The organism is Microcoleus sp. B7-D4 (assembly GCF_036705125.1).
Classification (GTDB): Bacteria; Cyanobacteriota; Cyanobacteriia; order Cyanobacteriales; family Microcoleaceae; genus Microcoleus.
In genome coordinates, this window is record NZ_JAUBTT010000011.1 from 1 (window position 1) to 21,598 (window position 21,598).

Consider the following 21,598-nt stretch of genomic DNA (forward strand, 5'->3'; position numbering starts at 1 on the left):
TCCAGGTTTGCACCTGGCGGCTAATCCCCCAAATTATTACAGACTATGGTTTCTAGCCAACGAATCGCACACTTTCACTGCACACGGCTACTCCGGTGTACTCTTGTTATTTGAGAGCTTCCCTTTCTTCCGACTTGCTTTAGGTTTCTTTCCTTGAGCAACAAGGTCAAGGTTATGTTTCCTGATTAATTCCAAGTCGGTTTTAGTTTTAACATCGTGACAATGCCGATGCAATAGTTGAAGATTTTTGTATTCATCCTTACCTCCAATGGCTCTAGGGACGATGTGGTCAACTTCCATTACATCTTCATTTCTGAAAATTAATTCGCAATGAGAACATTTTCCCTTCTGCTTTTTTAAGAGCAGTGCCAATCGACTTGGCAATTCAGGGTTTTTCCCCATTCTTGAACTCCAATAAACCAGGTCGCCATCGTAAGGACTTTTATCCCCTTTAACTTTCACATAGTCGATACTGCTACACTCGAATTCACTATGCGTTAGTAACCGAAGGGGGTTCGCTCCCTCTTCTCTGGTTGAGAATACCCAGTTATTACCGCCAATGGTGTGCCAATACAGTTGATGTCCTGCCTTGATGTTTCCACAACGGCGTTTTGCCCAACGTCGAAGTTTCAGGTATGTGAGGTTATCTTGTTTAGAGAGTTCTCCAACGGTTTTGGTGTCAGAGTTGGTATAGAAAGAAGTCCATCCCCTTATTACAGGGTTTAAGTCTCTAATTAACGCCGATTGTGGCGATGACCTATGTTTTTTGATGATTCTTCCGATTTCCTCTTGGTGAGCCTTACTTGACTTCTTATTTGGGGTAATGAGTGTGTTAAAACCTAATATTTCACCGTGCGTACTTAAACTGCTTCGATGCTTTCCAGCAGGGTATTGCCGGATGTGATGACCTAAAAAGTCAAAACCAGCTTTACCATCCTCACTTAATTCATTTTTGAAAGTGTGAGTTAGCCTCGTCTTCTCAGGTTTTAATTCTAAACCCATGCCAGCTAACCATTCCGAAATTATCTCTCGGCATCTTTGGATTACGGCTTTTTCTTCACATAGAATCACAAAGTCATCGGCATATCGGATTATGTTCGGACTGCCTATTTGTTTGCCAAATATGGAAAGTGATTTCCTTATCCATCCACTTTGTGCAGATGGAAACTCTTTTTCTATGCGTTGCTCCAAACCGTGGAGGGCAATGTTTGCCAGTAACGGAGAAATGACCCCACCCTGTGGCGTACCCTCAGATGTAGCAGTGAACGCTCCATCGTCAATTACTCCAGACTTTAGCCAGGATTTTAATTGTCTCCTGACCTTGCCTTTTATGTTCAACTTTTGGAGTAGTTCATAATGGTTAATACGGTCAAAACACTTGGCTATGTCTGCATCTAGTACAAACTTCGCCTTATGTTGAATACAGAATTTAATCTGCTTAATCGCATCGTGGCATGACCTGCCTGGTCTAAAACCATAGCTGTTTGGCTCAAAAATTGCCTCCCATTCCGGCTCAAGTACGGATTTTACTACGGCTTGTAAAGCTCTGTCATACATTACAGGTATACCCAGGGGGCGTTTTTCATTACTTCCTGGTTTTGGAATCCAAACTCTTCTTGTTGGTTTTGATTTTCCAGTTAGCTTTAATTCCCTTGCCAGTTCTAGACGAGCTGCTGGGGATAAGCTTTTTAGCCCGTCCACTCCTGCCGTCTTTTTTCCCTGGTTGTCCTGAGTGACCCTTCTTACTGACAAAATCTTATTAGACCAAGACCTCATCAGCGTCTTTTGAAGTTTACGAACTTTCTTGACATCTCCACAACGGGAAGCAGCGAAAATGCGTTTTTGCAACTTGAAAACATATCTTTCGGCTTGACGCCAATTAATAGTTTTCCATCCCTCTGTATTCGTTTCCAAATCAGATTTAGGCTTGTTCATTACTAATTGCACCTTTTCACTTAATCACCTTCGCGGTTTACGTCAGCATATCCTGGGCATTACCCCATCCCTTTTTCGGCATTACCTGTTATTTCAGGTTAGGCATTGGCTTCTTAAACCATCCCAGCCTTTCGCAGCGTGTAGCCTGACAGCCTACCTCAACAATCGATTTGAAGAGGAACATACAAAAGGATTACTTCGTTCCTACTATCCATTGATTAAATCCGTTAGGGTTTGTCTGTCCGCCGGGGTTCTAGGTGATGCGCTATCTCGGTTGTAAAATCCTGATAGTCCTTACCCTTGTCAGATGTTCCTGACCCAGAAGTTCAGATTTCTCTGATGAGCTTATATCCTCTAGGCATATTTTACGGCGGTTATATCGACAATTCGCTAGCTTGCGCTTCTACCCCACGACTTCATTACTTTCGCAATGATTCGGTTAGAGGATTTTTGCTGGCGTTGTCGGTATTCAGCTATCCCGATTGTACGCTTTCACCCCCGCTTTACATAAAGTTTGTCATTCTTTATGTAGGGGAAACCAAATTCATATCTGGTTCCTTGTGTGCTTTCAATCACGCATCATGATGTCAGGACTTGATTTATTTTGGATTTTAGTTATGATGTTGGTTGGCACCTTCATCTTTCCTGTTTTCCCCTAGTTGTCTTAGCTAGATACTCGACTAGGTTTTCTCACCTGCATGGATAATAAGTTGTCGGCAATAGGGGATTAAAGTGCGAACTCTAACCCTGATGGGCTTACCCTATCGCTGCTAGCCATCCCCCTTTTAAGGTTTCGGCTAAACGAATCGCACTCACAACAATATAATACCATTATTGTTTATAAGTGCTTATAAACTCAATGAAGTTTTACAATACTCCGAACAGTTTTTCTCTGGCCCAATGGCTGATTCTCGCTTGACTTCGATCGACTGTGGATAATTAAATCAATGTCGGCTCCACACCGGGATTGCATTTAATTCGACTTTTTTAGTGCTCCTTGCCCCGCGTAAGCTTGTAGTATCGTTCCCCCAACTTTCCTGAGTATTGACTCGATCAGATGATATTATTATTTTTGAGCCGGCTGCCGACATTCAGAAGATTGGTTTGTACACAACCCTTAAAAGTTATGAGAATTAATATAATTAGCCGAGTTGGAAAGATTTTGGAGAGCCGAGATGATCCCTCGGCTTCTCAATAAAATCTGTTAGAGATTTCGATCGCGTACTTGTCCCCTAACCGTATACCTACGTATATATATTATTAATTAAAAAGATATACTGTAGAAAGTTGCCTACAAAGCGCCAGAAAATATGCACCCCCACCTCCAGCGCCAACTCGAACAGCTTGGTTTAGTCGGCGAGTCTCCCCCTCCCACTGCTGAGCAGTGGCAGCTTTTATTAGAGCAGGTAAGTTCTAGCTATGACAAAGTTCAGAGTCAGCAAGAACTTCAGCAGCAGGATTGCTTGAACTCAGAGACGGTGCCGTTAAAGGATTTAACCCACTCGCCCCAGTCCCCTCAAGACTCTCCAACAGCTTCAGAATTCGATCGACTGCGGGCGAGTGTCAACAGTTTGGGGGCGGGATTGTGTATCCTTGACGCGAAGGGCTGTGTAATCTCGGTGAATCCAGAGGCCGAACGCTTGCTGGGGTGGCGAGAGTCGGAACTTGCAGGCGTTTCTCTGCTAGAGCGCATCGGGAAGCAAAAGGAAGGCCACAAATCCCAAGTTTTGACGGAGCCGAAACAGTCGCCCAGCAAGAGTGAAGATAGGCCGATCGCACCTACACTAGATTTACAACAGGCGATCGCTTCCCGTCAACCTTGCAACAACTGGGACGACGAGTTTTTGTGTCGCGACGGCAAGATTTTACCAGTTTCCTATTTTTTCCATCCCGCATTTGAGGGCAGCGAAATATCAGTCTTGGTGTTTTTTGACCTTTTTGACATTAGAGAACACAAGCAATCGCTCTCGATACTGCAAGCAGTTCTAAAATCTACAGATGCAGGAATTCTGGCCGTTGACATCAACGGCAATGTATGCAATTATAATCAGAAATTTCTAGAGCTGTGGGGTTTGTCCGCCAGCCAAGGAAAGTTGAGCCGATCGACCTTCGGCCCAGTCAAAAACACGATCGAAACAGGATTCCCATTCGACAGGGAACAATTAAAAGACCCGCAAGGATTTCTCCAAAACGTGCTCAAAGTGTCGGCAGATTCAGATACTCAAATCAGCGAATTATTAGAATTTAAAGACGGAAAAATTATTGAATTAAATTCGTTGCCATCAAAAGTAGGAGCGAAAACAGTCGGTAGAGTCTGGATCTTTCGAGACGTTACCGAACTCAAAAAAGTAGAACAATCTTTGCAGTATCGAATAGAATTCGCTCAGTTGATTGCCCGTTTGTCAACCGATTTCATCAGCCAGCCCTTATCAGAAATAGACAAAGGCATCGATCGAACCCTGGAAGCGATCGCCACATTGAGCGGGTTTAACCGCAGTTACATCTACCTGTTATCATTCGACAAAACCCGCGCCGACAAAACCTACGAGTGGTGCGGCGAAGGCATTCCGGCAGTCAAAAACAGCACCGACAAACCAATAGACACCGCACAAATCCCTTGGATTGCAGAAAAGCTCGATCGCGCCGAATGCCTTTATATTCCAGAAATCGGCGAACTCCCGCCCTCAGCAATCGCCGAAATTGCCTATTTTCTCGGTCAAAATCCAGCCCAATTCCAGACAGAATCCCCATCCCAAACAGTCAATCAAACAGCAACCGCCTCAATACCTTCGATTGGGACTTCCCTCAATAATTTAGAATCCCAAAAACCGCTAAAAAATAGCCACTCACTGATAATTATCCCCCTAATTTCGAGGAAAAACCTAGTAGGAATTCTCGGATTCGATGGCTTAAAGCAAACAGCAGGTCGAGCAACCGAAATATCCACACAGCTAAACATGGTAGGAGAAATGCTCGCCAATGCCCTAGAGCGCAAGCGAGCAGAAGCAGCCTTGAGACAATCCGAAACAAAATACCGCAGCATCTTTGAAAACGCAGTCGAAGGCATATTCCAGACCACCCCAGACGGGCGCTACCTCAGTGGCAATAGCGCACTAGCCCGAATTTACGGCTACGAATCCTGTACCCAAATGCTCGCCGAACTCACCGAGATCAACCGCCAACTTTACGTAGACCCCAATCGGCGCGCCGAGTTTATGGCCCTATTGGGCGCGCGCCGCCAAGTGTCAAAATTTGAATCCCAAATATACCGCCGAGACGGTAGCACGATCTGGATTTCTGAAAACGCGCGCAGCATCTGCGACGAAAACGGCAGGATTTTGTACTACGAAGGCACAGTCCAAGACATCACCGATCGCAAACAGGCAGAATCCGCCTTGCAGTCGGCCCTAGAAGCAGCAGAATCAGCCAACAGGGCAAAAAGCACATTTCTCGCCAACATGAGCCACGAACTTCGCACACCCCTCAATGCCATCATCGGCTACAGCGAAATGCTCCAAGAAGAAGCCGAAGAATTGGGCGATGAAGCTTTCGTCCCTGACCTCGAAAAAATCTGCAGCGCCGGCAAACACCTGCTGTCGATGATCGACGACATCCTAGATATCTCTAAAATTGAAGCAGGTCGAATGGATCTCTACTTAGAAACCTTCGACATCCATACCTTAATTGAAAGTGCAGTTGCCACGGCCAGGCCGCTGGTCGAGAAAAACGGTAATACCCTAGAAGTGTACTGTCCAGACAACCTCGACACCATGCACGCGGACATGACCAAAGTGCGGCAAGTGCTGCTTAACTTGCTCAGCAACGCTGCCAAGTTCACACAAAACGGGAGAATTTCGATCGGAGTGGAAAGAATTAAAAATGAACAATTAAAAATGAAAAATCAAGAGGAATCTTCCCAAATTTTAATTTCCAACTCCGAATTTTTAAGTTTCCGCGTCGCCGACACCGGCATCGGCATGACACAAGAGCAATTGGAGCGAGTTTTCCAACCTTTCACCCAAGCTGATGCCTCGACTACCCGCGAGTACGGTGGCACCGGTTTGGGACTAGCAATCAGCCAGCGCTTCTGTCAGATGATGGGCGGCAGCATTGAGGTCAGCAGCACCTCGGGCTCCGGCACTACTTTCACCGTGATCTTGCCCAGCGCCATCAAACAGCCGGAAATCCCCAACAACGTCCACGACAGCACTAGCCCTCCCGACGCCCCCGCTGTCGGCACGGTGCTGGTAGTGGACGACGACCCGATCTCGCGGGATTTAATCCAGCGCACCCTCAGTCGGCAAGGACTGCACGTAGAAGTCGCAGGCGGCGGCGAGCAAGCTCTCCGGCTCGCTAAGCAACTACGGCCAGACGCCATTACCCTGGATGTGATCATGCCCGGAATGGACGGCTGGGCGGTACTCTCAGCGCTGAAGGCAGATCCTGAGCTTGCCGAAATTCCCGTAATCCTGCTATCCTTTGTGGGCAACAAAAGCCTCGGCTTTGCATTGGGTGCCTCGGACTACCTCACCAAACCAGTGGACGGCAAACGGCTGGCTGCCTTGTTGAACAAGTACCGACGCGACCAAGACGGCGTTGCAAGTAACAATTTGACCTGTGAAATTCTAATTGTGGAAGACGACGTTGCCACGCGCGAAATACTGCGATGCGTACTAGAAACACAAGGCTGGGCAGTAACGGAAGCTGACAGCGGACGCGCTGCTCTCGATCGGCTAAAAGTTGCTCGCCCGCACCTGATATTACTGGATTTGATGTTGCCAGAAATGGATGGTTTTGAGTTGATCGGGGAAATTCGCAAATCCCATTCGGGAGATCCTATACCGATTGTTGTGCTCACGGGGAAAAACTTGACACAGGCCGAAAGCCAGCAGCTAAACGGCTACGTCGAGCGGGTACTACAAAAGGGAGTCTACAGTTGCGATACTTTGTTGCGCGATGTTCGCTCTATAGTAAATGACAGGCTCGATCGCAGGTACGACTCGAAAGGCAAGGAGAACACCAATGGCTAAAATCCTGTTGGTCGAAGATAACGAAATGAATAGGGATATGCTTTCCAGGCGTCTGGCCCGCAAGGGACACGAGGTCTTTATTGCTGTTGACGGTGCTGAGGGAGTGTCGATGGCGCTCGCGAAAGTACCGGATTTGATTCTGATGGATATGAGTCTGCCAGTGCTCGACGGGTGGCAAGCAACGCAGCAAATTAAGGCGGCTTCTGAAACTAGCACGATTCCGGTGATTGCGCTGACGGCTCACGCAATGGCGGGCGATCGTGAAAAGTGTATTGCCGCCGGCTGCGACGACTACGACACCAAACCGGTCGAGTTTCCTCGACTTTTGGGTAAGATTGAACTGCTTCTAAAAAAGGCTATGACATGAAAGGTGACGAGGGCAGCGTGCTGGTTGTTGACGACAATGAGGTAAACCGCGATTTGCTGGCCCGCCGACTTCAGCGTCAAGGCCACGTGGTGACTGTTGCTGAAGATGGTCTGCAAGCTCTGGAAATGTTGCGAAGCGATCCTTTTGATTTAGTTCTCCTAGACATTATGATGCCGCAAATGAACGGCTATCAGGTGCTGGAAAATCTGAAGGCGGACGAGAAGTTGCGCCATATCCCGGTGATTATGATTTCGGCGGTGGACGATATCGACAGTATCGTCCGGTGTATAGAGTTGGGGGCGGAGGATTATCTTTCTAAACCGTTCAATCCGGTATTGCTCAAGGCTCGAATTAGCGCTTGTCTGGAAAAGAAGCGGCTGCGGGATAAGGAACAGGCCTATTTACATGAGTTGGCTCAGGAAAAGGAAAAGTCCGAGCGTTTGCTGTTAAATATTTTACCGAGGGCGATCGCGCAGCGCCTGAAACACGGGGAAATTACGATCGCCGACAGTTTCGCTGAGGTAACAGTGATGTTTGCCGATTTGGTCGGTTTTACTAAGCTTTCGGCTCATTTATCGCCGGCCCAATTGGTGGAGTTGCTCAACGAAATTTTTTCGGCTTTTGACGAGTTGGCCGAGCGCTACGGACTTGAGAAAATTAAGACGATCGGCGATGCTTATATGGTGGTTGGCGGTTTGCCCACGCCCAGCGACGACCACGCCGAGTCGATCGCGGAAATGGCGCTGGAAATTCAAGCAGCAATGACTAAGATACATACCAAGGGAGGTCAGCCGCTCAGCATCCGCATCGGCATCCACACAGGCCCGGTGGAAGCTGGGGTAATCGGTACTAAAAAATTTACTTACGATTTGTGGGGAGATACGGTAAATACAGCTTCCCGGATGGAATCTCAAGGCGTCCCCGGCAGCATTCAGGTGACAGTTGCTACCTACGAGCGCTTGCGGGGTAAGTACGTTTTTGAGGAGCGCGGCATCATTCCAGTGAAGGGGAAAGGCGATATGATGACTTATCTGCTTGTGGCCCGAAACGCTTAATTAATCATTGGGCATTGGGCATCGGGTATCGGTAACTAATATCCACAGTCAACAGTCAACAGTCAACAGTCAACAAATCATCAAATGAGCGTAAATTCTAATCTCTTAATGTACGCCCAATGGGCGGGAATTCTGACAGTAGCTTTGGCTATTTTAACAGTTATAGCATTTATCTTCAAATGGGGTTTTCGCTTCCGATTGGTAGGAGTGACAAGCTTTATGGGCGTGATTGCTGCGAGTATATTCGGTCTCGGTTTGGGACTGTTTTCCCGTACAGAAATTCCGGGTGCGGTGCGCTATTCTTTAGTTTACGATACTGGCGGCGCTCAAACAGTAGTTACTGTGCCACCTACGATCACGGAATCAGAATTAGAAGCAACGATGCAGCAAGCGGCTGCGGATTTGTACTCTCCAGGGCGCTCTGGGCGCGGTAGAGACTACATGACAATCCGGGTTCGTACAGTGGTACATCCTGAACCGGGGCTGTCGCAGCCGCTGTTTTTGGGCGAAGTGAGGCGATCGCTCGCGACTCGTTATGATGAGAAAATGGCGATCGAAATTTTCCCCGAAAAAGTTGCTATTCTGAAAAAATATCAAGCCTGATAAATCCTGTAGGGGCGGGTTTTACAAACAAAAATTGCCTCAAACCGACAATCTCAAAAACCCGCCCCCACCAACGACAAATCTACTATAAACAATATAAAATTATGACTCAAGAATCCGAAAAATTAATAACGAACCTCTACAATGCCTTTGACCCATTCTATCCTTTGCCCGCAAATGATCCGCAGTATGTTGACTGTCAGGAAGCGCGAGGAGATGGGAATATTATAGAAGATTTGGGCATAAAGATTCAGCGGCGATCGGAACGGATGACTTGTCAGTTATATACTGGACATCGCGGTGCGGGAAAATCAACAGAATTGCTGCGACTTCAACAATATTTACAAACAAAAGGCTGTTTTGTAGTCTATTTCGCCGCCGAAGAAGAAGATATCGATCCAGAAGATACTGAATATACCGATATTCTCCTCGCTTGTACCAAACATTTATTGAAAAAACTTAGCTCAAACTCTAAATCTCAAGCTTTATTAAATTGGGTAAAAAGTCGAGGAAATGAATTAAAAGATTTGGCCCAAATGGAAGTAAACCTTGATTCTATCAGTCTAGAATCTCAAATTACTTTGTTTACCAAACTCACGGCAAATATTAAAGCTGTACCAAGTTTGCGCCAAGAAATTCGCCGCAAAATAAACCCTCACACAACAACTTTAATTACTGCGCTAAATGAATACATTGCTGGCGCTAAACAAAATCTGCCTCAAGGCTATACTCAACTAGCAGTTATTGTGGATAATTTAGACAGAATCGTGATATTGAATGGCTCTGAAGGCAGCAACAATCATGATGACATTTTTATCAACCGCTGCGAACAACTTAAAGGATTAGATTGTCACGTTATCTATACTTTGCCAATTTCCATGATGTATTCCGATCGTGCCAATGAGTTAGCCTCCAATTACGATAACACTGAAATTTTGCCGATGATTATGGTGCGAACTCGTGATGGCAATATCTACGAACCAGGATTGAATAAAATGAAAGAGTTGATTTGTAAACGAGTCAGCCCTTTTTCTCCTAACTTGTCTCTGGAAACTGGACTGTTTGAAAACCTAGAAATACTCAATCAAATTTGCTTGATGAGTGGCGGTCATGTCCGAAATATGTTACAGTTAATGGAAGAAGCTATTCAGCGTACTGAAGAATTGCCGATTTCTCCAAAAGCCGTGCAAAGAGCTATTACAAAAGCACGAGATCCTTTTCGCAGAAATGTAAACGATGGAGAATGGAAAATTTTAGCTGAGGTTTCACGCTCAAAAGAAATCAAAAATGAGGATGAATGCCGCAAGTTATTGTTTAACCGCTGTATTTTGGAATACCGTTACTTTGATGAAGCAGGTGAAATCCAGTATTGGCATGACGTTCACCCGCTGATTAAAGGAATTAAGCAATTTCAAGATAGTCTTGCACAACTTCCAGAAATTGAGCCATGACTCCAGAAATAATTGATTGGGATGCCGATTTACCGCCAGCAACAGCAGAGGAAGAATATGAGTCTCTGCTACGCACTCTCAAACGGACGAATGGTTTCCGGTTGTTGTTTGTTGAGTGTGTGCCGGCGGAGGGGGAACGATTGATTACGCAAGTTCGAGAAGATTTATCCCAGAAAAAGATTCAGGTGTTACCGCTGGATAAGTCTGTTTATAATTTTTATAAGATAATTGAAGATTTGCCAAAGCGAGATGAAATTAATATTTTGTTTGTGACAGGCTTAGAATATTCACTTTATGAGTATGAACAAGAAAAAAGAGAACTGGGATGGAAAAGTGAGGAAATTTATTCCTATAGTTGGCGGGGTGTGCCACCTGTTTTGATCAATCTCAACCAGCAGCGGGAAAGATTTAGAGATAATTTTAATATTTGTTTTGTGTTTATCTTACCTCGTTTTGCAGTTAATTATTTGATTGAACGAGCACCGGATTTCTTTGATTGGCGATCGAGCTTATTTAAGTTGTCGATGGATAAAGAAAGCTTGCAAGCCGAATCAATGCAAGCTTGTTCGGAGAGACGGAAGCTAGAAGAATATCTAGCTTTGACTCCTGAAGCACGGAAACGCGAATTGGTCAGGCTTCAAGGTTTAATTGATGAGGATGGGCAAACACCTGAACAAAAAGCTGAATTGTTTGGTGAACAGGCTTTATTGTATCTCTCTGCTGAAGATTACGCAAAGGCGATTGCCTTTTACGACAAAGCCTTAGAATTCAAACCTGATAAACACGACGCCTGGTACAATCGGGGATCTGGACTGGATGATTTAGGCAGACTAGAAGAAGCGATCGCCTTCTACGACAAAGTCTTAGAATTCAAACCAAATTCACACGAAACCTGGTACCATCGTGGCTCTACACTGGTTAATTTAGGCAGGCTAGAAGAAGCGATCGCCTCCTATGACAAAGCCTTAGAAATCAAACCTGATAAACACGAAGCCTGGTACAATCGGGGCATTGCACTGGGTAACTTAGGAAGATTAGAAGAAGAGATCGCCTCCTATGACAAAGCCTTAGAAATTCAACCAGATGACCACGAAGCCTGGTACAATCGGGGCATTGCACTGGATAATTTAGGCAGATGGGAAGAAGCGATCGCCTCCTATGACAAAGCCTTAGAAATTCAACCAGATGACCACGCAGCCTGGTACAATCGGGGCATTGCACTGGATAATTTAGGCAGATGGGAAGAAGCGATCGCCTCCTACGACAAAGCCTTAGAATTTAAACCTGATAAACACGAAGTCTGGAATAATCGGGGTAATGCACTGGATGATTTAGGCAGGCTAGAAGAAGCGATATCCTCCTACGACAAAGCCTTAGAATTTAAACCAGATGACCACGCAGTCTGGTACAATCGGGGGATTACAATGGGTAAGTTAGGCAGGCTAGAAGAAGCGATCGCCTCCTACGACAAAGCCTTAGAATTCAAACCTGATAAACAGGACGCCTGGTACAATCGGGGCTATGCACTGGGTAATTTGGGCAGGCTAGAAGAAACCATCGCCTCCTTCGACAAAGCCTTAGAATTCAAACCTGATAAAGATAAAGCCTGGTACAATATCAAACATCTCAGATTTATCATCTGGCTTGCTTTCATGCGTTGCACAGTCAGATCGATCGAGCGATTCAAAATTTGCAGCAAGCCATCAATCTGAATCCTGACACATACCGAAAACTGGCAAAAACTGACTCAGTTTTTGACAGCTTTCGATCGCATACTCGGTTTCAAGCCTTGATTCAAGAATAGGGATTTGCCCTTGGGCGGGGCGGGTTTATGAGATTGTCGGTTTTAGGCAATTATTGTTGGTAAAACCCGCCCCTACAGCATCAAAAACACTCTTATTATTTCTTAGTCCGCGCAGGCGGACTTGGTTTGTATAGACGCGGTTTAAACCGCCGACTTATCTGAATAAATAGTACAATTAAACCTAGATACTTCTCGGAGACAACGACTATGCAAGTCACAACCCAAGAAATCATTTATCCTTCCAGCGACGGTCAACCAATGGCAGAAAGCACAATTCAATATGAATTAATTGTCAAAATCAAAGAAGGTTGCGAATCGCTGTTTAAAGATGACCCAAACGTTTTTGTAGCTGCCGATTTACTGTGGTATCCCGTTGAGGGGAAACCTGAAATTTCTCAAGCACCTGATACGATGGTGATATTTGGAAGGCCAAAGGGCGATCGCCCTTCCTACATACAACATCGAGAGGATAATATTGGCCCTCAAGTCGTTTTTGAGATTCGCTCCCACAACGACAGCAATACTAAAATGAATAAAAAACTTTCATTTTACCAGCGTCATGGGGTTGAGGAGTATTACCTTTACGATCCACAAATAAATGAACTGGAAGGTTGGCAAAGAATTGAGGGAAATTTAGAAGTTATTGAGCCGATGGAGGGATGGATTAGTCCGAGATTAGGTGTGCGATTTGAGTTGGGAGAAGATGGGTTAGAAATTTATCGACCTAATGGAGAAAAGTTTCTTTCCTATGCGGAATTAGAAGAAGAGAGATTATTAGATCGTCAGCGCCTACAACAAGAGTCTCAAAGAGCCGAACAAGCCAATCAAAGAGCTGAACAAGCCAATCAAAGAGCTGAACAAGCCAATCAAAGAGCAGAACAAGCAGATCAAAGGGCCGAAGAAGCAAATCAAATTGCTCAACGTTTAGCAGCTAAACTGCGCGAATTGAACATCGATCCAGATAGCATTTAACCCCGAATAAATGCTCAGAAGGCCGGTTTGTTTGAAAAATGTGGTTTGTGGCGATCGCGCTTATTTGTGCTTTTAACGTAATCCTGTCAGCCCGATCGCCCTTTCCTCTTTTCTACCCAGTCAATCGATTGCGCGATTTTAGATTTTAGATTTTAGATTTTAGAATTGAAGCATTGACCCCACGGATAAATTCGGGGGCTTGCATCCTGGATGGTTTCGGTCAGCTCAAAAAAATAGTATTAATCTATACCTACCAATCCCAGCTCTAGAAGTATAATAAAAAAAATTGAAAAAGTCCCAAAATTCCTGTAAAATTGCCATAAATAACCAAATAGGATCGATCAAAAGCACTCAAAGGCGAAAAAGATCGCATATAAAAAAGAAAAGAATCAATTAGACAGAAAATAATGAGGTGAAACCCCTTGCAAAAATTAGCCAGCATAGAAAAGCCGATCGACTCAGGGGAAAAATCCATAGCAGTCAATACCCAAAAGGCTCAAACCTTGTACGAACGCGGCAACGCCCTAGAAGCAATGGGACGATTCCAAGCTGCGATCGAATCTTGGGAAGAAGCGATCGAACTTGAACCAAAATTTTATGAAGCGTGGTACAACCAAGGCGTAGCCCTCAAAAAATTGGGCCAGCTAGAAGAAGCGATCGCAGCCTACAACCAATCCCTAAAAATCAAACCAAACAATCCCGAAGCGTGGTATAATCGGGCCAACGTTTTGCGGAAGCTCAACAGACTCTCAGAAGCGATCGCATCCTACGAAAAGGCGATCCAACTCAATCCCAGCTACCCCGAAGCTTGGACGAACCGCGGCAACACCCTCGTCAGCTTAGAAAAATTATCAGAAGCGATCTCCTCCTACGAGAAAGCTATAGCCATCAAACCAGACTACTGCGAAGCTTGGTACAACAAAGCATTTGCCCTGAGAAAATCCGACCAAAATACAGCCGCGATCGCCTCCTTCGACAAAGCGATCGAACTCAAACCAGACTTGCATCAAGCCTGGTACAACCGCGGCTTAGCCCTAGCCGATGAAAAACTCTACCCGGAAGCCGTCGCCTCCTACGACAAAACCCTGCAACTGCGCCCGAATTCCGCCGAAGCCTGGAACAAACGCGGCAGGGCGATCGCACAAATGGGACAATTTGAAGAAGCGATCGCATCCTGGGACAAAGCCCTCGCACTCAAGCCAAACGACAGCGAAACCTTTTACAACCGCGGCTTAGCCTTCGCCAACTTACAACGCTTTGAAGAAGCAATAGCCTCTTGGGACAAAACCGTAGAGTTGCAGCCAGACAACACCGAAGCCTGGTACAACCGCGCCGTCGCCCTCAAAAAAATTCAACGATTTAGCGAAGCGATCGCCTCCTACGATAAAATCATCGCACTCAAACCCGACGATCCAAACCTGTACTATCAAAAAGCTTGCCTTTACGCCCTGGAAAAAGAAGCAGGCGAGCTCACAAACAGCCAGGAACTTGTAGCCTGCAGCATCGGGCGGGCGATCGAAAACTTATCCAAGGCGATCGAACTCAATCCGCATAAATACCGGAAATTGTGCAAAAATGACTCTAAATTGCGTACAATACGGGAAGAAGTGCGGTTTTTAGCTTGATTTCAGGGTAGCTATGATTGATGGATACGGATGCCGCACCGCAACCTTTGTAGGCAAAACAGCACCATAAACCCCAATCATGCAAACCCTAGATAAAACTCAAGCAAAATTCGCTCAACTGGCAGCCCACCTCAGAGAAGTTACGGACATCGAATCAGCCTCGTCGTTGCTGCATTGGGATCAATCAACTTATATGCCCGCCAAAGGTGCAACTGCCAGAGGCCGCCAGTTGGCTACTCTCAAACAAATATCCCACGAAAAATTTACAGATCCAAAAATAGGTGAACTCCTAGAAGACTTGCGTTTCTACGAACAAACCCTCCCCTACGACTCCACCGCAGCCAGCCTGATCCGCATAGCCCGCAGAGACTACGATCGCGCCGCCAGAGTCCCCGCAACCTTCATGTCCGCACTCTGCCGCCACCAAGCCGACTGCTACGAAGCTTGGGCCGCTGCCAGGGCAGCCAACAACTTCGCAGCCGTTGAGCCGTATCTCGAAAAAACCCTAGAATTAAGCAGGCAATACGCCGACTTTTTCCCCGGTTACGAACACATCGCCGATCCGTTGATCGATCGTAGCGACTACGGCATGAAAGTATCCCTGCTGCGCCCGCTTTTCGCCCAACTGCGTCAAGAATTAGTGCCGATAGTCGAAGCCATCACCTCGCAACCTCCCGCCGACGACTCCTGCTTGCACCAAGACTTCCCCGAATTCCAACAACTAGAATTCACTCGCAAAGTTGTAGAACGCATGGGGTTCGACTTCCAACGGGGACGGCAAGACACCACCCTGCACCCGTTCATGACCAACTTCTCCATAGACGACGTGCGAATTACCACCCGCGTCTATGAAGACCACTTGGATCAAGCACTCTTCAGCAGCATCCACGAAGCCGGACACGCCCTCTACGAACTCGGAAATTCCCCGGAATTTGAGGGCACGCTTCTGGCTGGTGGCATTTCCTCCGGCGTGCACGAAAGTCAATCGCGACTTTGGGAAAATTTGGTCGGGCGCAGCCGCGGTTTTTGGGAATGTTTCTACCCGCAACTCCAAGGCGTATTTTTGCGACAGTTGGGACACGTATCCACTGACGCATTTTACCGGGCAATTAACAAAGTCTCGCGATCGCTCATCCGCACCGACGCCGACGAAGTAACCTACAACCTCCACGTCGCCATCCGCTTTGACCTAGAATTGGCAATGGTAGAGGGAAAACTAGCAGTGCGAGACCTCCCCGAAGCCTGGAACGAACGCTATAGAACCGACCTCGGCGTTGTCCCCGCTACCGACAGCGAAGGCGCGATGCAAGATGTTCAGTGGTATGTTGGTATGATCGGCGGAATGTTCCAAGGTTACACCCTCGGCAACTTGATGAGCGCCCAATTCTACGAAACAGCAGTAAAAATCAATCCTGAAATTCCCGTAGAAATAGAACGGGGCAATTTTAGCGTACTCCACAACTGGCTCAAACAAAACATCTACCAGCACGGCCGCAAATACACTGCTGTCGAATTGATCGATCGCGTTACAGGTTCACCTTTAACTATCGATCCCTTTATCCGTTACATTCGCCACAAATACGGGGAGTTTTATGTCATTTGAGGGATAGCAATTTGACACTCCCTGGCCTTAAGGCACAGGGATTCTTGAATCAGCCAGTCGATTTGCTCATTGATGCTGCCATCAAAGAGTAGAGATCAGTCTGTCCGCAAGCGTGGATTTCGGTGTGCCCCACCGTATTTAAATTGATTCCTACCTGTTTCAAGCCCTTTGCCAAAATATTCAGCGCGGCATTATGATCGCGATCTAGTACCGTACCGCAATCACAAATATGGGTTCGAGTTGACAGGGTTTTCTTGACTAGACTGCTGCAATTTGAACACTCTTGCGATGTGTATTGAGGGGCTACAGCACATATTGTTTTGCCGTACACTTTTCCAAAATACTCCAAATAATGATCAAGTTTGTGACCATGCTGCATCGCTAATTGATTTAGCAAGCTTATGGTTTTTAACCATATTTTTGACCTCAAGCTCTTCGTAGGCTACAAAATCGTTAGATTTTACCGCGCCGGGCGTCGTCTTTATGGCGAAGTCTTTACGCTGCCTCGTGACTTTCAGGTGTTTTCTTCCCAACTTATTGATTGCTTTTTTCCGATTGCCCGAACCTTTCTGCTTTCTAGAAACACGTTTCTGCAATCTTTTCAAAGCTTTTTCACTCTTTCGGAGATATCGAGGGTTGGCAACTGTTTCGCCATCGCTATCAGTATAAAAGTGGTTTAGTCCAACGTCTATTCCAATAGCTTTGCCATTAGAAACAGCCTCCTCTTTTCGCTCCCTATTGATACAGAATTGGGCGTAGTATCCATCGGCACGACGTACAACCCTGACTCGCTTAATCTCAGCGGGCGCATAGAAATGCAAGTCCCGGCTACCGATTAACTTGAACTTTCCAGCGGCAAAACCGTCTTTAAATGTCAAGTATCTTTTGTCGGGAGAAAGTTCCCAACCCGAGGTCTTGTATTCGACCGATCGAGTATATTTTTTGAACTGTGGATATCCCTTTTTTCCTGGTTTCTTGGCTTGGCAATTAGCAAAGAAACGTTGGACAGCAAAAATGGCACGTTCCGCCGAAGCCTGACGTGCCATTGAGTTAAGCTTGCCTGCCCATTCAAACTCTTTTGCCATGATGGCGCATTGTTTGTATAAGTCTACCAGCTTAACTCCTTGATTTTCTGTCCAGTATTTTAGAGTCTTGTTTAGGACAAATTGAGCCGTTCTGATCATCTCGTCGATGACCCGATACTGCTCCGCTTTGCCTTTTAATTTAAACTCTAAAACTATCATAGGAATATGATAGCACTTTTACAAAAACTTTTAATTACAAATTCGTATACTCCACAATTATTCATAGTTTGATGAATTAAAGCCGTCCTATAAGGACGGGGCTTTAGACCCAATTTTTTGGTAAAATTGCAGGCTTTTAAATTACCTTTAAAAAAACAGGCGATACTAACTTGTATCGCCCACCCTTAGAGCGAATATCAAAGAAGATATAAAATTAAGGGGCTACCTATAAGCTGTGTTGCATCTAGATTGCCTATGGTTTAGAGAGGGAGAGCGTCCGATGGGGAGCGGGGGAGAGGATTTGACGATTTTTGATCGGGACTCGAAATATACAATTTAAATGCACAACAGCTTATCAGAACTCTTTCAGGCTGTTATCGCCAGCGAATAAAAAGCCGACTTGCGTCAGTTTGCCAGCGATTTACGCGCTTTGGGAAACAAATATTTACTGCGAAACGATATAGTTAACACTTTTGTTGCCTACTGCACCAAATAGGAAAAGCCCGAACAGTTTTATCAATCTTCCCTAAATTCAACGTAGTGCCGCCGGGAGTTAACGAAAGTGTGTACTTTCCCTACACGCGGATAGAAGACCGGGTGCAAGGCGATCGCGATCGGCCAGGGCGAACTGCTGTTTACTCTCGAAGACCCGGAACAAGTCTTTGGAAAACTCGACGATCCGCACAAGCGCCCTTTATTTTCAATGGCCCGGCTCGATCGCATTAAAAACATGACAGGCTTAGCAGAATTGTTCGGAAAAAGCCAGGAATTGCAAGAAAAATGCAACTTAATTCTAGTAGCTGGCAAACTGCGGGTCGAAGAAACCGAAGACTACGAAGAAGCAGAAGAAATTAAAAAGCTCTACGCAATTATCGACCAATACAACCTTCAGGGTAAAATTCGCTGGCTGGGAGTGAGGCTTTCCAAAAGCCTGTCCGGCGAAATCTACCGGGTAATCGCTGACGCCCAAGGTATATTTGTTCAACCAGCCTTATTTGAAGCTTTCGGCTTGACAATTCTCGAAGCAATGATTACCGGGATTCCCACTTTCGGGACGCAGTTTGGCGGCCCGCTGGAAATCATTCAAGATGGGGTAAATGGGTTTTATATCAATCCGACTAACCACCAGGAGACTGCCCAAAGAATTCTCGATTTTTTATCGAAATGCGAACACAATCCCAACTATTGGTATGAAATTTCAACGCGAGGGATTGACCGAGTTTACAGCACGTATACCTGGAACATTCACACTACCAAGCTGCTGACACTGGCGCGGACTTACGGTTTCTGGAACTACTCGTCCAAGGAAAACCGCGAAGATATGCTCCGTTACATAGAATCGCTGTTTTATCTGATTTACAAGCCAAGAGCCAAGGCTTTATTGGCAGAACACGCTAACCGATAAGTCGCGAGTTTGGCTTTTTATATCAAATCCGTTGGTATCGGAATTATTCCTCTCTCTCTTCCCTTTCTCTGTATCCTCTGCGTCAAGAGGGGTTTAATAATTCCGATACAACTGAGATGTTGCACCATTGTCAAGAACAGGCAAGATGCCTGTTCCACAAAGAGTGAATTTTCTTGTGGAACAGGCATCTTGCCTGTTCCTAAACGGCCCATTCCACAAGAGATGAATTTTCTTGTGGAACAGGCATCTTGCCTGTTCCTAAACAAGTAATTGAGAATGGTGCAACATCTCAGATACAACCGAAATTGATCTTACGGGGGGATTCAAGGAAAAAACTTCGCCTCTGATGGATCAACTTTGTACCAAACCTGCCCGTAAATATTTGTGAATGACGGCAGGTTTTGTACAAGAGGACTGAGGCTAAGAAACCCGGTTTCTACGAAAATATGGGCTTTGGTAACGAAACATCTCGGAATCAACCGGGTTTATTAGGAATAGTGCGAACCGGCCCCTACTTCTAACAGGTAACTTCCAACTCGCAAATTCTGAGTGCTGGTGTCCCGATTGCCGAAATTCTAGAGACCGGGGCAGATATAGCAACCGCGCCAGACGCTTAGAACTTTCTTAATGGCCTAAACCAATGCGGTCTATTACCCCTTCCCTCGGACTTCTTGTTACCCGATCGCGAAGTCGAAAGTCATTCTTCCTTCTTGCTTCTGCTATATGTCTCAGAAAGCTGTCCGGGTAATACAATTAGATTTAGAAACATGAAAACAGGGAAACCTTGTCAAACCTTACCAACAGGATGAAATTTATGCGTGTGACTACTGTTACGATTTTCAGCTTGATCGCTCTGCTCGCTCCCGGCTTAACCCGAAAGGCAACTGCTGCTTTCGACTCCGAACCCTTGGTGCAGGAAGAGTACCGCCGAGACTTTACGGCTCCCGCCGATCCGGGTGCGTCAGCATCGCCCGAGGGAAAGTCCAAAGCAGATATGTTTAACAAGCCTTTTTACGCGGGCGACCAGGCGCCAGTGAAAAAGGAAAAAACTATCTCGGCGGGTGCTGACGGGCCAGAAGTTGCAGCCATACAGCAGCGCTTGCAGGTGCACAGTTTCAAGGTGGGGACGATCGACGGTACCTATGGCTCTCGCACTACATCGGCGGTTCGTGCTTTTCAGCAGTCTAAGGGTTTGAACGCAGATGGCATTGTGGATAAAGAAACTTGGACAGCTTTAGCAGCAGATCCAGCGTCGGCTCCTGAAACTGTGCAGAGCAATGCTCCAATTCTGAGCAATGCTGCTGTTCCGGGTAATCCTCCAACTCTTCTGAATAAAGGGGCTGTCGGTTCCAAGGTGAAAACGCTACAGGTGCGTTTGGAAATGCAGGGTTACGATCCGGGCCCGATCGACGGCATTTTTGGCGCTCGCACTGCTACGGCTGTCAAGAACTTTCAGGAGAATAAGGGTTTGACGGCTAGCGGCATGGTGGACGACACAACCTGGAAGGCGCTGGGCCAAAAGTAAGCGACGAGTGAAAAATACGGAAAATTGCTGTGGCGATAACTCATGATTGAACCCGGTGTCCCAAAATGACCGGGTTTCTCGATGTTGAGCGATCGAGCAATTTGGTCATCAGCCTGCGGATTTATCAGTGGGGCGCTGTCTTCAATCTAAAATCTAAAATCTAAAATCTAAAATCGATTGGGCTATGTGGTCATCAGCCTGCGGATTTATCAGTGGGTCGCTTCCTTCAATCTAAAATCTAAAATCTAAAATCTAAAATCGCTTGACCGATCGCTCTGTTGTGTGCTATAGTAGTTGAATGTCAAAATGCGGATATGGCGGAATTGGCAGACGCGCCAGATTTAGGTTCTGGTTCCGAGAGGAGTGAAGGTTCAAGTCCTTTTATCCGCATACTATCTAATACTTTATAAATCAAGGGTTGGAGGTTAATTGAACCAAGAATCCCGTTTTTTGCTCATGTTTCGCTGACTCTTGCGAGTAAGGCGGTCGATCAAAACACTCTGTGCGATCATCGCAATGTTCGAGCATTTGCATACCCTTGACTGTGATGTTTTAACTTCTGATGATGCCGATCGGGCGAATCAAGGGATTCCTGATAACGAGTAGAATAGTAGATGGCTAAAACAGGAAGTTTAGATATGGGACTTAATGAGTATTTTGATTTCTTAGCACCGGATGATATTCGTATTAAAGGACATCGCATCGGGATTGAGACGGTACTGTATGAGTATATTTATCGGGAACGCACCGCAGAAGAAATTCACCAACTCTATCCTTCTCTCAGTTTAGCAGAAGTTTATACGACTATTTTGTATTATTTAAAAAATCAAGAATCAGTAAGTAGATATTTGCAAGATTGGTTGGAGTGGTCGCATCAGCCGCGAAAAATGCAAGCAGCAAATCCCCATCCTGCAGCAGAAAGATTGCGAAAATTGAAAGCGGAACGGGAAAGGCAAACCGCGATCCAGGGTGCTTGAAG

Annotated in this window: 15 protein-coding genes, 1 tRNA gene and 1 pseudogene; 15 read left to right on the top strand and 2 right to left on the bottom strand. The window is 46.0% G+C overall.

The window, feature by feature from the left end; translation table 11 throughout:
• Positions 1 to 87: 87 nt before the first annotated feature.
• Positions 88 to 1,935 (bottom strand): group II intron reverse transcriptase/maturase, encoded by a 1,848-nt coding sequence (gene ltrA, locus QUB12_RS06325; protein ID WP_333306018.1) that lies wholly within the window; start codon positions 1,933 to 1,935, stop codon positions 88 to 90.
• Between the two features lie 1,310 nt (positions 1,936 to 3,245).
• Between ltrA and QUB12_RS06330 the strand changes: the two genes are divergently transcribed.
• From QUB12_RS06330 to QUB12_RS06370, 10 genes are all read left to right on the top strand, one after another.
• The gene (locus tag QUB12_RS06330) at positions 3,246 to 6,965 is read left to right on the top strand and encodes a response regulator (RefSeq protein ID WP_333143835.1); all 3,720 of its coding nucleotides are present in this window, start codon (positions 3,246 to 3,248) and stop codon (positions 6,963 to 6,965) included.
• The gene (locus QUB12_RS06335) at positions 6,958 to 7,332 is read left to right on the top strand and encodes a response regulator (protein ID WP_333143834.1); all 375 of its coding nucleotides are present in this window, start codon (positions 6,958 to 6,960) and stop codon (positions 7,330 to 7,332) included. The genes QUB12_RS06330 and QUB12_RS06335 overlap by 8 nt, the downstream gene beginning before the upstream one ends.
• Positions 7,329 to 8,387 (top strand): adenylate/guanylate cyclase domain-containing protein, encoded by a 1,059-nt coding sequence (locus tag QUB12_RS06340; protein ID WP_333143833.1) that lies wholly within the window; start codon positions 7,329 to 7,331, stop codon positions 8,385 to 8,387. Before QUB12_RS06335 ends, QUB12_RS06340 begins: the two co-directional genes overlap by 4 nt.
• A gap of 84 nt (positions 8,388 to 8,471) precedes the next feature.
• A complete protein-coding gene (locus QUB12_RS06345; protein ID WP_333143832.1) occupies positions 8,472 to 8,990 on the top strand; it encodes a Ycf51 family protein in 519 nt (172 codons plus the stop codon).
• A gap of 104 nt (positions 8,991 to 9,094) precedes the next feature.
• Positions 9,095 to 10,441, top strand: coding sequence for an ATP-binding protein (locus QUB12_RS06350; protein ID WP_333143831.1), 1,347 nt, complete (start codon positions 9,095 to 9,097; stop codon positions 10,439 to 10,441).
• On the top strand, positions 10,438 to 12,153 hold the full coding sequence (locus tag QUB12_RS06355) for a tetratricopeptide repeat protein (protein WP_333143830.1): 1,716 nt from the start codon (positions 10,438 to 10,440) through the stop codon (positions 12,151 to 12,153). Before QUB12_RS06350 ends, QUB12_RS06355 begins: the two co-directional genes overlap by 4 nt.
• A complete protein-coding gene (locus QUB12_RS37510) occupies positions 12,132 to 12,245 on the top strand; it encodes a TPR end-of-group domain-containing protein (protein WP_445252040.1) in 114 nt (37 codons plus the stop codon). Before QUB12_RS06355 ends, QUB12_RS37510 begins: the two co-directional genes overlap by 22 nt.
• A gap of 207 nt (positions 12,246 to 12,452) precedes the next feature.
• Positions 12,453 to 13,217, top strand: a complete 765-nt coding sequence (locus tag QUB12_RS06360) for a Uma2 family endonuclease (RefSeq protein ID WP_333143829.1) — start codon at positions 12,453 to 12,455, stop codon at positions 13,215 to 13,217.
• Between the two features lie 422 nt (positions 13,218 to 13,639).
• On the top strand, positions 13,640 to 14,842 hold the full coding sequence (locus QUB12_RS06365; RefSeq protein WP_333306020.1) for a tetratricopeptide repeat protein: 1,203 nt from the start codon (positions 13,640 to 13,642) through the stop codon (positions 14,840 to 14,842).
• Positions 14,843 to 14,921: 79 nt separating this feature from the next.
• Entirely contained in the window at positions 14,922 to 16,445 is a 1,524-nt protein-coding gene (locus QUB12_RS06370) for a carboxypeptidase M32 (protein WP_333306022.1), read from the top strand.
• A gap of 49 nt (positions 16,446 to 16,494) precedes the next feature.
• Here QUB12_RS06370 and QUB12_RS06375 read toward each other — a convergent pair.
• A pseudogene (locus QUB12_RS06375) lies at positions 16,495 to 17,689 on the bottom strand (RNA-guided endonuclease InsQ/TnpB family protein).
• A gap of 540 nt (positions 17,690 to 18,229) precedes the next feature.
• Here QUB12_RS06375 and QUB12_RS37515 point away from each other — a divergent pair.
• The 5 genes from QUB12_RS37515 (at position 18,230) to QUB12_RS06395 (ending at position 21,596) form a co-directional block, all read left to right on the top strand.
• On the top strand, positions 18,230 to 18,415 hold the full coding sequence (locus QUB12_RS37515) for a hypothetical protein (protein WP_445252041.1): 186 nt from the start codon (positions 18,230 to 18,232) through the stop codon (positions 18,413 to 18,415).
• A gap of 4 nt (positions 18,416 to 18,419) precedes the next feature.
• Complete coding sequence (locus QUB12_RS06380; protein WP_445252042.1) at positions 18,420 to 19,094, top strand: glycosyltransferase; 675 nt, start codon at positions 18,420 to 18,422, stop codon at positions 19,092 to 19,094.
• An 814-nt stretch (positions 19,095 to 19,908) separates the two neighbouring features.
• Positions 19,909 to 20,619 (top strand): peptidoglycan-binding protein, encoded by a 711-nt coding sequence (locus tag QUB12_RS06385; protein WP_333306024.1) that lies wholly within the window; start codon positions 19,909 to 19,911, stop codon positions 20,617 to 20,619.
• 308 nt (positions 20,620 to 20,927) lie between these two features.
• Positions 20,928 to 21,009, top strand: a tRNA-Leu gene (locus tag QUB12_RS06390).
• 224 nt (positions 21,010 to 21,233) lie between these two features.
• The gene (locus tag QUB12_RS06395) at positions 21,234 to 21,596 is read left to right on the top strand and encodes a DUF433 domain-containing protein (protein ID WP_445252043.1); all 363 of its coding nucleotides are present in this window, start codon (positions 21,234 to 21,236) and stop codon (positions 21,594 to 21,596) included.
• The last annotated feature ends 2 nt before the right edge of the window (positions 21,597 to 21,598 follow it).

Bases quoted from the DNA above. Each gene is read 5' to 3' on its own strand.
- QUB12_RS06350 (WP_333143831.1), top strand. From the start codon at position 9,095: ATGACTCAAGAATCCGAAAAATTAATAACGAACCTCTACAATGCCTTT.
- QUB12_RS06370 (WP_333306022.1), top strand. From the start codon at position 14,922: ATGCAAACCCTAGATAAAACTCAAGCAAAATTCGCTCAACTGGCAGCC.
- QUB12_RS06330 (WP_333143835.1), top strand. From the start codon at position 3,246: ATGCACCCCCACCTCCAGCGCCAACTCGAACAGCTTGGTTTAGTCGGC.
- QUB12_RS06335 (WP_333143834.1), top strand. From the start codon at position 6,958: ATGGCTAAAATCCTGTTGGTCGAAGATAACGAAATGAATAGGGATATG.
- QUB12_RS06395 (WP_445252043.1), top strand. From the start codon at position 21,234: ATGGCTAAAACAGGAAGTTTAGATATGGGACTTAATGAGTATTTTGAT.
- QUB12_RS06340 (WP_333143833.1), top strand. From the start codon at position 7,329: ATGAAAGGTGACGAGGGCAGCGTGCTGGTTGTTGACGACAATGAGGTA.
- QUB12_RS06380 (WP_445252042.1), top strand. From the start codon at position 18,420: ATGACAGGCTTAGCAGAATTGTTCGGAAAAAGCCAGGAATTGCAAGAA.
- QUB12_RS06355 (WP_333143830.1), top strand. From the start codon at position 10,438: ATGACTCCAGAAATAATTGATTGGGATGCCGATTTACCGCCAGCAACA.
- ltrA (WP_333306018.1), bottom strand. From the start codon at position 1,935: ATGAACAAGCCTAAATCTGATTTGGAAACGAATACAGAGGGATGGAAA.
- QUB12_RS06345 (WP_333143832.1), top strand. From the start codon at position 8,472: ATGAGCGTAAATTCTAATCTCTTAATGTACGCCCAATGGGCGGGAATT.
- QUB12_RS06360 (WP_333143829.1), top strand. From the start codon at position 12,453: ATGCAAGTCACAACCCAAGAAATCATTTATCCTTCCAGCGACGGTCAA.
- QUB12_RS06385 (WP_333306024.1), top strand. From the start codon at position 19,909: ATGCGTGTGACTACTGTTACGATTTTCAGCTTGATCGCTCTGCTCGCT.